This is a genomic window from uncultured Halovibrio sp. (assembly GCF_913056445.1).
Lineage (GTDB): Bacteria > Pseudomonadota > Gammaproteobacteria > Pseudomonadales > Oleiphilaceae > Halospina > Halospina utahensis_B.
This window is the reverse complement of the sequence record NZ_CAJXMA010000072.1, coordinates 1-14,215: the sequence shown is the minus strand read 5'-3', so window position 1 is coordinate 14,215 and position 14,215 is coordinate 1. Positions and strand designations below refer to the sequence as shown.

Genomic DNA, 14,215 nt, shown 5'->3' with positions numbered 1-14,215 from the left:
CATCCACGTCGTATTCGTGGACACCGGATAGATGGAGCACAAGGTTAAGTTCACCGTTGTGCACATGCAGGAACGTTTCCGAACCACTGATCTCGGCAAGATCGACGTTCATGGGGAGCTCGAGATCATCGTCAGCATGGGGCACAAGGCCGATGTGGGACGCTCTTACGCCGAACTGGTAACGCCCGGGGGTCAAGGACTGGAGATCGGAGTTGAGCTTGAAATGCACCGTCTCATCAAAGGTTACCTCAGACTCTGTAACCAGGGCAGGGACCACGTTGATGGGAGGTTCTGAGAACATTTCAGCGCTCAGGATATCCTTGGGCTTGTGATACACCTCGGGCGTGCGGCCGTACTGGAGAAGTTGCCCTTCGTGCAGGACCGCCGTATTACCGCCCAGCGCCAAAGCTTCGTTTGGCTCAGTGGTTGCGTAGACGGCAATGCAGTTCCGGGTCTTGAACAGTTCGCGCAGTTCCTCACGGAATTCTTCACGCAGCTTGTAATCGAGATTGACCAGAGGCTCGTCAAACAGAATCAGATCGGCGTCCTTGACCAGAGCGCGAGCCATCGCGGTGCGTTGCTGCTGGCCACCGGACAATTCCAGTGGGTAGCGATCCAGCATGCTTTCGAGATGCAACATGTTCGCCGTCTCCCGCACCCTTTTATCGATGACCTCTCGGGGCATCTTTGCGAGTCGCAGCGGAGAGGCGATGTTGTCGTAGACGGTATGAGCGGGGTAGTTAATGAATTGCTGATAGACCATGGACAGGTTGCGTTTCCTCACGGAAACGCCCGTGACATCAACGCCATTCATGAGCACACGGCCGCTGGTAGGCTGGTCGAGACCGGCCATAAGACGCATCAACGTCGTTTTCCCAGCCAGCGTCCGGCCCAGAAGGACGTTAAAGGAGCCCGGCTCCAAATTCAGGTCGATATCAGTTATCCAGTCCTGACCGTCAACAGCTTTGCTGACTTTTTCAAGAGTTAGAGACATTGTTGGTTCCCTGACTTGTTATTGTTATGCGGACTTGCTGAGCGCAAGGCAAAACGCATTCGGTAACCATACAAGTCTGATGCCAGAATTTTTCGAATTCGCGTATAATTCCCTATATTTTTGATTTTAATAAACAAAAAGTGCCAAATACGATTTTGTGTGATTGTTGTGGCCCATTCCGAATGTTCGTAAATGTTCAAAATAGTGCAAGATAAGTGTTCACAAAGTGTTCACGAAGTGTTCAGATGAGTGTTCACCAAGTAGTCAGAGACGGTTCCGGCGCTGGTGCTCCCTTAGGGGTAATCAGATAATCGGCTGAAGTGCATATCGCGGTGCGGCGATCAACAAGAGGTGCAATTCATTGGTGCAGGACAACAACAATAACCCCGGCGACCCGTGGGCGGATCCAGTCGCTGGTGCGGACCAGACGCACAAGGAAGTCATTGAAAACTCGTGGTATCGATGTGAGAGGTATGGCTTGGCCCATGGCGCCCCGCCAGACTTTGGTGATGTGCGGAAAGGTGATGTCAGCGCGCTTGTGGACCAGCATCATGATCTGATGCACACCACGGAAAACGAGGTGTTGCCCTATTACGAGAATATCCTGTCGAACTCGTCCTGCCTGATTGTTCTGGCGGATAATCAGGGTCATGTACTCAATACCTGGGGTTCGCCCCGGTTCCAGGGCCGTGGAGAGCATGGCCTCGTCCCCGGCCATCAGTGGCATGAGAGGGGGGTGGGCACCAACGCGATCGGAACCGCCTTGGCTGCGGGGCACGCGGTACAGGTCAGCCGTGATGAACATTTTCTGCGCGCCAACCGGTACATGGTGGGCTCGGCATCGCCAATCTACGACATCAGGAAGGAAATGATAGGGGTTCTGGATATTTCATCCGACGCCTATCTGCCGCAGGACCATACCCTGGGCATGGTCAAGCTGATGTCGTTGAGCGTGGAAAACCAATTGATTCACGCGGCTTTTCAACAGGACCATCACATCATTACCTTCAGTACCGATATCAGTGGTCTGGACAGCCATTGGGCCGGGCTGCTGGTTCTGGACGACCAGGGTATTGTGATCTCGGCGAACCGACGGGCCTGGGCGTTGCTGGCGCAGGACATTGCGCTGATGGATATTGAACAGATATTCGGTTTTAAGTTCCATGAACTGCGTCAGCAGCCCCCGAATGCTCCGCTCACACTATGGGTATTTGGACGCTACCGCATGTGGGTTCGTGGTCAGCCGCCATTGGCGCCATCGCTGAAAGTCGCGGATTTTCGCGTGAAAGGCCAGGCGTCCGGGCAGGGCGCTCCGGAGCCCAAGCCGGAACCGGCCGCCGGTAACAGTGAATTACCGGAGGATGTAGTGCCTTTCGATGAACTGGAGCATGGTGACCGGAAAGTACGCCAGGTCCTCAGTCAAGCCAGGAAGATCATCGAGAAGGACATCCCCATCCTTATTCATGGTGAGACGGGTGCTGGCAAGGAAATCATGGTGCGCTCACTGCATTTTCACAGCAGTCGGCGGGAACAGACACTGGTGGCAGTCAACTGCGCGTCGATCCCTACCGAGCTGGTTGAGTCAGAGCTGTTCGGTTATGAAAAAGGCGCATTCACCGGTGCCAGCAGTAAAGGGTCGGTGGGCCTGATCCGCCGTGCCCATGGTGGCACCCTGTTCCTTGACGAAATCGGTGAAATGCCGTTGCACGTGCAGGCACGGTTGCTGCGAGTGCTTCAGGAGCGCGTGGTTGTGCCTCTGGGCTCAAGTGAGGTCTTCCCGGTGGATATCCGTCTTGTTTCCGCTTCGAACCGGAATCTCAAGGCGGCAGCGGATGAAGGATTTTTCCGTCAGGATCTCTATTACCGTATTTCCGGCCTGAACATCGAAGTGCCGGCATTGCGGCATCGTGAAGATAAAGCGGCGCTCATCAAATACATGTACGACCGACTGCAGGTGGATGAGGGGCGGGTTCTAATGAGCCCAGAGGTGGAAGATCTGCTGGTCAGACACCCTTGGCCGGGGAATATGCGGCAACTGGCGAATGTACTGAAAATAGCGCATGCCATGGCTGATGATGGAATCATGAAGCGCGAACACCTGCCAGCGGATTTCTACGATGACCTGAACAGGGTGATGGAGTCATCGCCCGCGGAGGGTGCCGGGGAGAGTGAGCTGCCCGAGCCGGCTGTGTCCCGGGAAACCGCGGGAGCGCTGGAGAACCGGATTCAGGAACTCTATCGGCAGGTGGGTGGTAACGTCAGCCGAACCGCACGACTCGCGGGCGTTAGTCGTAATACGGTGTATAAGTACGTTCGAAGCGATTCGCCAGACGAGGGCCTGCCTAGGGCTTAAAGGGCCTACAGAGAACTAGCAGGCCCTCTTGAGTTGTTCCAGGACAGCATCATCGTTTCCGCAGGTGCTGGATTAGGGACGGCTGGAGGTCTTCCCGGCGATCCCTTGCGAGCCCGGGAGCGTACACGATCAATATTGATGGGGTTGCAGGGAGAACGATCATGGCTCAGAAAAACAGCAAGCCGCTCAAATGGGGTTTTCTGGCCGTCGCCGCGTTTGCGCTCAGCCCGGTGTTGGCCATGGCGGAGCCTAAGCCCGGTATTGAGCGGGTCAAAGACAACGTCTATCGCTTTTCCTATGAGCATTACCATTCGGCCTTCATGGTGACCGAAGAAGGCATTGTGGTAACCGATCCCATTAACGAGGAAGCGGCGGGCTGGCTGAAAACGGAGCTTGCGGAGCGGTTTGATGTGCCCATTCGCTACATGGTGTACAGCCACAATCACATTGACCATGTGATGGGCGGCGACGTGCTCGATAGTGACGAGGTCACGGTGGTGGCCCACGAGTACGCGGCGCAGGATCTGGAGTGGACCCGGGCGCCCACGGCAATGCCGGAGCTGACCTTTCCGGATGAACTGACACTCCGGTTGGGGGAAAGCCGCGTGCAGCTGCGTTATCACGGCCCGAATAACGGTCGGGGCTCGGTCAGCATGCGGTTCCTGCCGGCAAACGTGATGTACGTGGTCGACTGGGTCGTGCTCGGCCGCATGATGTACAGGGACCTGCCGGGTTACGACATCCACGGCGTGATTGCTTCCACGCGGGACCTGCTGAGTGGTGAGCCCTTCGACCGGTTTGTGGGCGGTCACGGTGAGATGGGCACCCGAGAGGATGTGGAAGACTATCTGGCCTACACCAAGGCCCTCTACAACGCCGTGCTGGACGGCATGCTGGCTGGCAGGGACCTGAAGACCCTGAAGCAGGAGATCCGTCTGTCCGAGTACAGCCATCTTTCCATGTACGAAGAGTGGCTGCCGATGAACGTGGAGGGTGTTCATCGCACGCTGATCGACCAGTCCTATATAGATCGGCGTCCGAATACCGGGAACTGAGAGCATCCCCCCTATAAGGGATGCTTATTCCGGTGTCTGAAATGGATTCATTGGTTTCATTCCGTAAAGGCTCTTAGGCTGAACGCAGGATCCGGCCATTTGGCCGTCGATCAGGCTGAAAACCAGGGAGCCGTCCGATGCCGTTTTCTTCTGTCCTCATCGCCAACCGCGGTGAGATCGCCATCCGTATCGCGCGGGCCTGCAATGAGCTGGGTATCCGGTCCGTGAGCGTGTTCGCGGAAGATGATGAGGCGTGCCTGCATACCCGTAAGTCCGATGAGGCCGTTGCACTCCGGGGGCGGGGCTCCAAGGCCTATCTGGACATGGACCAACTGATTGCCATTGCCCGGGACCGGGGGTGCGATGCCATCCATCCCGGCTATGGGTTCCTGGCGGAGAACGCGGTGTTTGCCCGCCGGTGTGCGGAAGCCGGCATCGTATTCATCGGGCCGGCGCCGGAGGTGCTGGAGCGTTTTGGCGACAAGTCAGCGGCGCGGGCGCTTGCGGAGCAGAATGATGTGCCGCTGGTTGCGGGGATCAACCGGGCCATAACGCTGGACGAGGCTAGAACCTTCTTCAGCGAGCACGGGCCACTGATGCTCAAGGCAGCTGCGGGCGGCGGTGGCCGTGGCATCCGTGCGGTTGCCTGTGGAAGCGAGCTCGAGGAAGCGTTCACCCGTTGCCAGTCCGAGGCGCAGTCCGCCTTCGGTGATGGCGCGCTCTACGTGGAGCGGCTCATCGAGCGGGCGCGCCACATCGAGATCCAGGTGCTGGGGGATGGCACCGGCGCGGTCAGCCACCTGTGGGAGCGGGACTGCAGCCTCCAGCGCCGCAACCAGAAACTCGTCGAAGTAGCGCCCAGCCCCAGCCTGGATGCCGGAACCCGTAATGCCATGATCGAGTGTGCAATGGCCATGGCGCGGTCCGTGAACTATCACGGCCTGGGCACGTTCGAGTTCCTGGTGGATGCGGATCAGCCGGAGCGGTTCGTCTTTATGGAAGCCAATCCAAGGGTTCAGGTGGAACACACGGTGACCGAGGAGGTGACCGGCGTTGACCTGCTTCAGACCCAGCTGGAGCTTCTGGCGGGCCAGACCCTGGCGGACCTGGCGCTTGAAACGGCGCCGACACCACGAGGCTTTGCCATCCAGGCGCGCGTCTGCGCCGAAACCCTGCAGGCGGACGGTAGCGCTATGCCGGCCGCTGGCACGCTCACCGCCTACGAGCCACCCAGCGGTCCTGGCCTCCGTGTGGATGGCCACGGCTACGTGGGCCTGCCCATCAGTCCGTCCTACGACTCACTGCTGGCCAAGCTGATCGCTCATGGCAACAGCTACAGGGCAGCCCTCAAGCGCCTTTATCGTGCCCTCTGTGAATTCCGGCTTGAGGGCGTGGCGACCAATATGGGCCTGCTCCGGAACCTTCTGCAGCGGCCGGAAGTGGAAGACTATGACGTCACGACGCGCTTTTTCGAGGCTCACCTGGAGGCGCTGATCGCGGCCGACGATCAGGCTCACCCGCACCTGCATGTAGACGCCGCCGCGCCGGCGTCCGTGGATCCCGTGGGCAGTGTTGAGGCGCCGGCTGGCACCGTCGGCATCGAGTCGCCCAGCGCGGGCCAGGTGGTCAGCGTTGACGTGGCGGAAGGGGATGCCGTGGCCGCTGGCCAGGTGATTGCGGTACTGGAGGCCATGAAGATGGAGTTCGTGGTCAGGGCGAGCCAGTCCGGCATCGTGCGTGCGCTCGCCGTGCAGCCCGAGGCCATGGTGGCGGAAGGGCAGGCGCTGCTGTTCATTGAGCCAGCGGAGGTGGATGATCAGCAGCTCCAGACCGAAGAGGCCGTGGATCTTGATCACATCCGGGCGGACCTTGAGGAGGTGTTCGAACGTCACGCACAGCTCACGGACGAGCGCCGCCCGGCGGCGGTGGAGAAACGCCACAAAGCCGGGCAACGCACTGCCCGTGAGAACGTTGAGGATCTGCTCGATGAGGGCAGTACCAACGAATACGGTGCCCTGGCGGTGGCCGCGCAACGCCGCCGCAAGTCCGTGGAGCAACTGGCGGAGCTGAGCCCGGCGGATGGCCTGGTTACCGCCATCGGCACGGTGAACGCGGATGTGTTCGGCGCTCCGGATTCAGGCTGCGTTACGCTGGCCTACGATTACACCGTCTTCGCGGGCACCCAGGGCGTGGCCGGGCACAGGAAGGCGGATCGGATGCTGGCGCTGGCGGAGCAGTGGCGGATTCCCCTGGTGCTTTTCGCGGAAGGCGGGGGAGGGCGGCCCAACGATACCGATGCCAACGGTGTGTCCTTCCTGGATTGTCATAGTTTCGCGGCAATGGCTGCACTTTCCGGAAAGGTGCCGACCATCGGCATTGCCTCGGGCCGGTGTTATGCCGGTAATGCCGCCATGCTGGGCTGCTGCGATGTCATCATCGCGACCCGCGGCACGACCCTGGGCATGGCCGGGCCGGCCATGATCGAAGGGGGCGGACTGGGCAGCTACAGCCCCGAGGAAGTCGGGCCGACATCGGTCATGGGGCCGAATGGCGTGATCGACGTACTGGTCGAGGATGAAGCGGAAGCGGTCCAAACCGCCAAGCAGTACCTGGCCTATTTTCAGGGGCCGATTGATGACTGGCAGGAACCGGACCAGCGCCGGCTCCGCCATCTGATCCCGGAAAACCGCATGCGCGTCTACGACATCCGGGACGTGCTCGGGACCCTTGCAGACGAGGGCAGCGTGCTGGAACTGCGCCGGGAGTTCGCGCCCGGGCTGGTTACCGCACTGGTGCGCATCCAGGGGCGGCCCTTCGGGCTGATCGCCAACAACCCGGCGCACCTCGGCGGTGCTGTGGATGCCGCCGCCGGCGACAAGGCCGCGCGCTTCATGCAGCTGTGCAACGCCCATGGTTTGCCCATGGTGTCACTGTGCGACACGCCTGGTTTCATGGTGGGCCCGGAAGCGGAAAAACAGGCCACCATCCGCCATGTGTCGCGCATGTTTGTGGCGGCGGCCAACCTTTCGGTTCCCTTTTTCACGGTGGTGCTGCGCAAGGCCTATGGGTTGGGTGCCCAGGCGATGGCCGCCGGCAGCCTGCATGCGCCGTTCTTTACCGCCGCCTGGCCGAGCGGGGAGTTCGGGCCCATGGGCTGGGAAGGCGCCGTCCGGCTGGGCTTTGCCAAGGAACTCGCGGCCCAGCCCGATGAGGCATCCCAAAAGAAGATGTTCGATACCCTGGTCGCGAAGGCCTACGAGCAGGGCAAGGCCCTCAACGTGGCCAGCTACCTGGAGATTGACGCCGTCATCGACCCGCAGGAGACGCGGGCTTGGCTGCTGCGCGGGCTGAACGCCGCCTATGTGGGGCGGCAGGGAGAATCCGGGCAGAGCGGGTTTGTGGACACTTGGTAAGACCGTCCTTGATTATGGCCCATCATTTTTCTCCTGCTGCTCCTTTTCTTCTGCCTCCAGCTCCGCCTTGCGTTTGCGGATCCTTTCCATCTGCTCACTGGACATATTGAGCTTGCGGGCACTGTCGCGCAGCCAGAACAGTCCTCCGAGCATGGAGCCGATAACAAGAACGAAAATGATCCATTCGGTGGCGGACATGAGCGCTCCCCCGGACTGGTGGCATGGCAGGGCCGGAACCCTGCCTTAACGGTACCACTGTTTCAACTTGCCAGGTATGAATGGCGAGAGCGTCGAGTCTCTTTCAGGCAGCCCTCAGCGGGCGAGCCGGGCCGAAGTGCTCGTAGTGGCGCCGGCTCTCGCTGACCCCCAGTGCTTCGAGTGCGGCATCCACTGTCTGCATGAAGGGTTCCGGCCCCACGAAGTAGCACCGGACGGACGGGTCGGGCAGGTGCTGTGAAAGCAGTGTCTGGTCGATCATGCCAATGGCGTCCGCTCCTTCGCTTATGTCGCCTTCTTCGTAGATGACAACCGGGTTGAAGTGCTCCGGGTACTGGGCCTGGAGGGCCTGGATCTCGTCCGAGAAGGCATGGTGCTGGCGACTGCGCGCGGCGTGCAGGTAGGCGACTGGGCGCCCCTGCTCCAGGGCCTGCTTCGCCAGGGGCAGCATTGGGGTCTGGCCGACGCCGCCGCTGATCAGCAACAGCGGTTCCTGGCCGGTGAGCGTCAGTTCGCCGGCCGGGGGCAGGAGTTCCAGTTCAAGGCCGTTCTGCGCTTCGTCATGGAGGAAGCGGCTGGCATGGCCCTCTGATTCGCGCTTGACGGAGATGCGGTAGGTGCGGCCGTTGGGCACATCGGACAGGCTGTAATGGCGATAGACGGGCTCACCGTTGATCTTGAGCCGGACACCGATGTACTGCCCCGGCTGGAAGTCCGCTACCGGCTCACCGTCCACGGGCTCCAGCTCAAAGGAGGTGATGACCGCGCTCTCTGGTCGGCGGCTGCGGATGCGGAACGCGCGCCGCCCCTGCCAGCCGCCCGGGCGGTTGGCAAAGTCGTGGTAATGCTGTTGTTCCACGTCGATCAGAAGCCCCGCCAGTTCGTTGTAGAGTGCTTCCCAGGCATCCGCGACGTCCGGCGTCACCGCATCACCCAGCACATCACCAATGGCCGCCATCAGGCATTCGCCCACGATGGGGTAATGGTCCGGCTGGATGCCGAGCGAGATGTGTTTGCCGATGGCGGTTGAAAGGGCAGCCCGGGCTTCCGCCGGGTTGCTGCGCAGCTGAACATACTGCAGAACCGCTCCGGCCAGCGCGCGCGCCTGGTTGCCACTGGCCTGGTGGCTGGCGTTGAACAGCGCGTTGACCTCCGGGTAGCGCTCAAACATCAGCGGGTAGAACCGGGCGGTAATGGTTTCAAGGTGTTCCGCCACGATGGGGGCCGTGTCTGCGAGGATCTGTTCCTGGGTCGAACTCAGCATAGGCACTCCTGTTGATTGCTGGGGTATTCTTTAAGCGGCACGAATAATACATCTTTTTTGATTAATGTAAAAATGATGAAGCAATAATGTTGCCATGCAATGGGGGTGGTTCATCTGTATCGTGAGGCAGTGACCGGTCGCCGCTGAATACCAACCTCAAGGAGGTGAATCGCTATGGATGTGGACCTGACCCGTTGGGACAGCAACTTCCGTCGTGGGCTGCTGGCCTCGGCCCTGGTGTTCGGCCTGCTGGACTATTGGTTTGCCGGGGACAACATCTGGGCGCGTGCCGGGTTCGTGATCACGGTGGCGGGCCTGGTCGGGTATTTCACCAATTTCCTAGCCATCAAGATGCTCTTCCAGCCCAAGCAGGGCCAGGTCCTCGGCTGGCAGGGGCTGGTGCCCAAGAACAAGGATCAGATCGCCCGCAGCCTGGCCGAGAGCGTGCAGGAGCAACTGCTCTCGCCGGAAATCATCCTGGACTACATCCGCGAACGCCGGCTGATCGAGACCGGTACCGAGACGATGGCCCTGTGGATTGACGACCACCTGCAGGATCCCGAGGTGCGTAAACGCATCACGGAAGTGGTGGTGGATCTGATGCGCGAACGTGGCCCTGAGGCAATGACACGCTCTCTGGATTTTGTTGAAGCTGCCCTGAAGGATCTGGCCCGCGACCCGGAAAACATTGACCAGTGGTGGGGCCAGATAAGGGAGACGCTGAACACGTTTCTCCAGTCCCGGGAGAACCGTGAGTGGCTCGCCGGAAAAGCGCGCCACTGGCTGCAGCAGGAAGTTCCCCGGATCTCGGGCTGGCTGAACAGGGCGCTTGAGGATTACCTCAGGCAGAAACGCCGTATGGGAGCGCTGGGCCTTGGCATCAAGAACATTTTTTCGTTCGATCAGGATGCGATCAGCGACATTCTCGACCGTTTCATCAATGATCCCGAGGTTTCCGATGACTTCATGACGATGCTGGATGCCGTGGTGGATGGCATCCAGGAGGAAATGGAAAAGCCCGAGGTGCAGGCGCTGATCCAGGCCCGTCTGGGCACCTGGATTGAGACACTGGGGACCACGACGCGGGACCGGATCCTGCCGTTGCTGGTGGCACAGACCGACCGGTACCTGCAAGACGAGACCAACTGGGTACGTATTGAGGAATCACTGATCAGTACCCTGCAGTGGCTGAAGAAGCAGGGCCTGAACGTGCTCCATTCCGGGAAGGGGCAGGCCTGGGTCAGCCAGGGTATCGAGCTGGCGGTCAAGCGCCTGGATGTGACCAACGTGGTGGAGCAGCAGGTGCGCCGGCTCGATACGGACGAGCTGGAGAAGATGGTGTTGGACAACACCGGCGGCAACCTGACCGTGATCCAGCTCCTCGGGGGCTGCCTGGGCCTGATTCTCGGGACCGTCCAGGTGCACCTGGCCTTTGCGGTGCCAATCGGGGCCCTTCTGGTGGTGGTCTGGCTCGCGTGGCAGCTGAATGAGCGGCGCAATGCCCGTAATGCGGCGGGTTAGAGACGCTGCAGGCGCTCGTACCCCTGCCGGGTCAGCAGCACCAGGTGCTGGGAGGTCTGATAGACCTTGCCCTCGGCCTTGAGCGTCTCGATCCACTGCCCGTAGTCCGGGGCCGGGCAATAGAAGAAATCACGCCCTTCCTGTAGCGCGTCACCGGAGTGCTTGAACAGCCGGAAGGCGGTGCCCTTGGTGAAGCCGTTCATTTCATCCACCTGGCGGAAGCTCAGGGTCGGGGTACCGTTACAGTCGATCGCCTCCATGGTTCAGGCTTCCTCGGGCGCGTCCTCAAGTTCCTTCAGCACATTGAGGAACTGCTCCCCATACCGCTCCAGCTTCGCCTGGCCGATGCCGGGCACCGAGGCCATCTCATCCAGGCTCTTCGGCCTGGCATGGAGCATCTCCCTGAGGGTGGCGTCATGGAAAATGATGTAGGGCGGCACGCCTTCCGCGTCCGCGAGCTCCTTGCGGAAGCGGCGCATTTCCTCCCATTCCGGCCCGGCCACATCCGGCGGGGCACTGCGTCTGGTGCTGGTGCCTGAGGTCTTGCGGGCGGCGGGCAGTATGTCCTCACGCAGTGACAGGCCGGCTTCCCCCTTGAGCAGGGTGCGGCATGCGGGGGCGAGCTGAAGACCACCGTGGCCCTCGGGGTCGCTCTGCAGGTAGCCGTGGGCCAGGAGCTGGCGCAACACGGAGTGCCAGGTCTGCTTGGAGAGGTCCGTGCCGATGCCGAAGGTGCTGAGCTGGTCATGGCCCAGGCGGCTGAGGCGGTCGTTGGTTCTGCCCATGAGCACGTCCGTTACATGGGTGGCGCCGAAGCGCTGGCCCGTGCGGTAGACGCAGGAGAGTGCCTTGCGGGCGGAGTCGGTGGCGTCCCAGGTTTTCGGGGGCTGCAGGCAGTTGTCGCAGTTGCCGCATCCACCATCGTGTTCCTCGCCGAAGTAGCGCAGTAATACCTGCCGCCGGCAACCGGTCGCCTCACAGAAGGCCAGCAGCGCCTCAAGACGCTCGCGTTCCGCCTTCTGCTGGTGTTCGTCCGCGCCGGACTGGGCCAGCATCTGGCGCACCTGGTAGACATCCTGCAGGCCATAGACCATCCAGGCCTCCGCCGGCTCGCCATCCCGCCCGGCGCGGCCGGTTTCCTGGTAGTACGCCTCGATGCTCTTGGGCAGGTCCAGGTGGGCCACAAAGCGCACATCCGGCTTGTCGATGCCCATGCCGAAGGCCACGGTCGCCACCACAACCAGCCCTTCCTCGTGCAGGAACCGCTCCTGATGGTGTTGGCGGGTCTCATTGTCCAGCCCGGCGTGATAGGGCACGGCCGGCACGCCCTGGCTGCTCAGGTATTCCGCCGTGGACTCGGTGCGCTTTCGGCTCATGCAGTAGACAATGCCGGAATGCCCGGTATGGCGCTCGCGGATGAAGGTCAGTAACTGCTCGCGGGCGTTGCCCTTGAGGCCGACCCGGTAATGGATATTGGGGCGGTCAAAGCTGGCGACGTAGGTCTCGCCCCCATCCGGCAGCAGCTGGCGGCCAATCTCCTCGCGGGTGCGCTGGTCCGCGGTGGCTGTGAGGGCGATGCGTGGCACCTGCGGGAAACGCTGGCGCAGCACATCCAGTTTCATGTACTCCGGCCGGAAGTCATGCCCCCATTGGGAGACACAGTGCGCCTCGTCGATGGCGAACAGGCCGATCTCCGAACGCTCCAGCAGCCCCAGCATGTTCTCGGTGAGCAGCCGCTCCGGCGCCACGTAGAGCAGGTCCAGCTCGCCTGCCAGCGCGGACTGCTCGATATCCCGCTGCATCACCGGGTCCAGGCTGGAATTCAGGCAGGCCGCCCGTACACCGTTGTGCTGCAAAGCCTCCACCTGGTCGCGCATCAGCGCGATCAATGGCGATACCACCACCGTGAGTCCGGGGCGCAGCAACGCTGGAATCTGGTAGCACAGCGATTTACCGCCGCCGGTGGGCATCAGAACCATGGCATTCCGGCCCTCGAACAGGGATCGGATGATCTCCAGCTGCTGGCCCCGGAACGCATCATAGCCGAACACATCACGCAGGACCTGGTGAGCGGCCTGATCGAAGCTGGCTTCGGTGGCGGGGCGGGTGTCGGGCACGAGGCAGGGACTCCTTGTCATGTTCTGGAGTTGAAAGGGTACTTGTTTGGGCAAAGCTGGGGAAGTGATGCGTTATCAGGTGTCATCCTGCGTATCTTTTTACTTCCTCCGTGGATTGGGGTGGAAACCCGGGAGTGCTAAAGTCCTGAGGAAGAGGATCGTCGATCCGCCGGCCCGGAGTCCCTGTCATTGGCTGATCGCGCCCCCAAACACAGGAGCAGGATTATGGCGGACAACAAACGGAACTTCAGCACGCGCGCTCTCTGGGCGGACCACCTATCCCCTGTGGCGGGTAGTGACATCGCCGTGCCCATCCATCACAGCGTCACCTTCGAATATCACGACATGGACGAATGGTTCGACGTGGCGTTGAAACGCAAGGCCGGCCATATCTACTCGCGCAACACCAATCCCACGGTGCGTTCTCTGGAAGTCACCATGAGTTCGCTGGAAGGCAGCGAGGACGCGGTGAGCTTTTCCACCGGTATGGCGGCGATCAGCAATACCCTGCATACACTGCTTGAGCCGGGCGACCGGGTTGTGACCATCAAGGACACCTATGGCGGCACCAGCAAGATCTTTCTGGAGTTCCTTCCGCGGATGAACGTGGACTGCTGTCTGTGCGAAACCCTGGATTTCGACACCATCGAGGAGGAAGTGCGCAAGGGCTGCAAACTGCTCTATCTGGAAACGCCCACCAATCCGCTTCTCAAGGTGATGGACATCGAGCGGCTGGCGCGCGTGGCGCACGAAGCGGGCGCGCTGGTGCTGGTGGATAATACCTTTGCCACCATGGTAAACCAGCGTCCACTGGAGCTGGGCGCGGATCTGGTTCTCTACAGCGCCACCAAGTACCTCAACGGTCATTCGGATGCCATGGGCGGTATCCTCTGTGGTCCGGAGGAGCTCGTGGACCGGGTTTATCATTACCGTGAAATCAATGGCGCTACCCTCCACGCCAATTCCGCCTATCTGATCCTGCGCGGGCTCAAGACCCTGGAGCTGCGTATCCAGCGGCACAATGAAAACGCTCAGCGCATCGCGGAGTTCCTGGATGATCACCACAAAGTGGATAAGGTCTACTACCCGGGACTGCCACACCATACCCATCATGATATCGCGCGCAGGCAGATGGACGGTTACGGCGGGATGCTCAGCTTCTCCCTGCACGGCGATTTCCAGGACGTGAAGAAGCTGGTACCCAATCTCACCCACGCCCATGCCGCGGCCAGCCTGGGGTCGGTCACCACGCTGATTGGCCCGCCGGCGGCGACCAGTCATG

The 14,215-nt window shown here is 61.1% G+C and carries 10 protein-coding genes; 5 read left to right on the top strand and 5 right to left on the bottom strand.

The genetic code is table 11. The features are described 5' to 3' along the window. On the bottom strand, positions 1-994 hold a 994-nt coding region (locus QZ501_RS12185), incomplete at its 3' end, for an ABC transporter ATP-binding protein (RefSeq protein ID WP_295719812.1). 364 nt (positions 995-1,358) lie between these two features. On the opposite strand from QZ501_RS12185, the gene QZ501_RS12180 reads away from it, so the two are divergent. From QZ501_RS12180 to QZ501_RS12170, 3 genes are all read left to right on the top strand, one after another. Next, positions 1,359-3,347, top strand: coding sequence for a sigma-54-dependent Fis family transcriptional regulator (locus tag QZ501_RS12180; protein WP_295719810.1), 1,989 nt, complete (start codon positions 1,359-1,361; stop codon positions 3,345-3,347). Between the two features lie 161 nt (positions 3,348-3,508). Beyond that, on the top strand, positions 3,509-4,402 hold the full coding sequence (locus QZ501_RS12175) for an MBL fold metallo-hydrolase (protein ID WP_295719807.1): 894 nt from the start codon (positions 3,509-3,511) through the stop codon (positions 4,400-4,402). A gap of 137 nt (positions 4,403-4,539) precedes the next feature. Further along, complete coding sequence (locus QZ501_RS12170; RefSeq protein WP_295719804.1) at positions 4,540-7,815, top strand: carboxyl transferase domain-containing protein; 3,276 nt, start codon at positions 4,540-4,542, stop codon at positions 7,813-7,815. A gap of 12 nt (positions 7,816-7,827) precedes the next feature. Here QZ501_RS12170 and QZ501_RS12165 read toward each other — a convergent pair whose 3' ends face one another. Together QZ501_RS12165 and hmpA are read right to left on the bottom strand one after the other, a co-directional pair. Further along, a complete protein-coding gene (locus tag QZ501_RS12165) occupies positions 7,828-8,013 on the bottom strand; it encodes a DUF2897 family protein (protein ID WP_151439180.1) in 186 nt (61 codons plus the stop codon). 103 nt (positions 8,014-8,116) lie between these two features. Further along, positions 8,117-9,295, bottom strand: a complete 1,179-nt coding sequence (gene hmpA / locus QZ501_RS12160) for an NO-inducible flavohemoprotein (protein ID WP_295719802.1) — start codon at positions 9,293-9,295, stop codon at positions 8,117-8,119. A 174-nt stretch (positions 9,296-9,469) separates the two neighbouring features. Here hmpA and QZ501_RS12155 point away from each other — a divergent pair, with 174 nt between their 5' ends. Next, a complete protein-coding gene (locus tag QZ501_RS12155) occupies positions 9,470-10,816 on the top strand; it encodes a DUF445 family protein (RefSeq protein ID WP_151439182.1) in 1,347 nt (448 codons plus the stop codon). Here QZ501_RS12155 and QZ501_RS12150 read toward each other — a convergent pair. Both QZ501_RS12150 and recQ read right to left on the bottom strand, forming a co-directional pair. Continuing rightward, positions 10,813-11,076 carry a hypothetical protein gene (locus QZ501_RS12150; protein WP_295719799.1) on the bottom strand — a complete coding sequence of 88 codons (264 nt, stop codon included), beginning with the start codon at positions 11,074-11,076 and terminating at the stop codon, positions 10,813-10,815. The genes QZ501_RS12155 and QZ501_RS12150 overlap by 4 nt on opposite strands. 3 nt (positions 11,077-11,079) lie before the next feature. After that, positions 11,080-12,933, bottom strand: a complete 1,854-nt coding sequence (gene recQ, locus QZ501_RS12145) for a DNA helicase RecQ (protein WP_295719797.1) — start codon at positions 12,931-12,933, stop codon at positions 11,080-11,082. A gap of 225 nt (positions 12,934-13,158) precedes the next feature. On the opposite strand from recQ, the gene QZ501_RS12140 reads away from it, so the two are divergent. Beyond that, positions 13,159-14,215, top strand: a 1,057-nt coding sequence (locus QZ501_RS12140) for an aminotransferase class I/II-fold pyridoxal phosphate-dependent enzyme (protein WP_295719795.1), incomplete at its 3' end; no start/stop codon positions are given.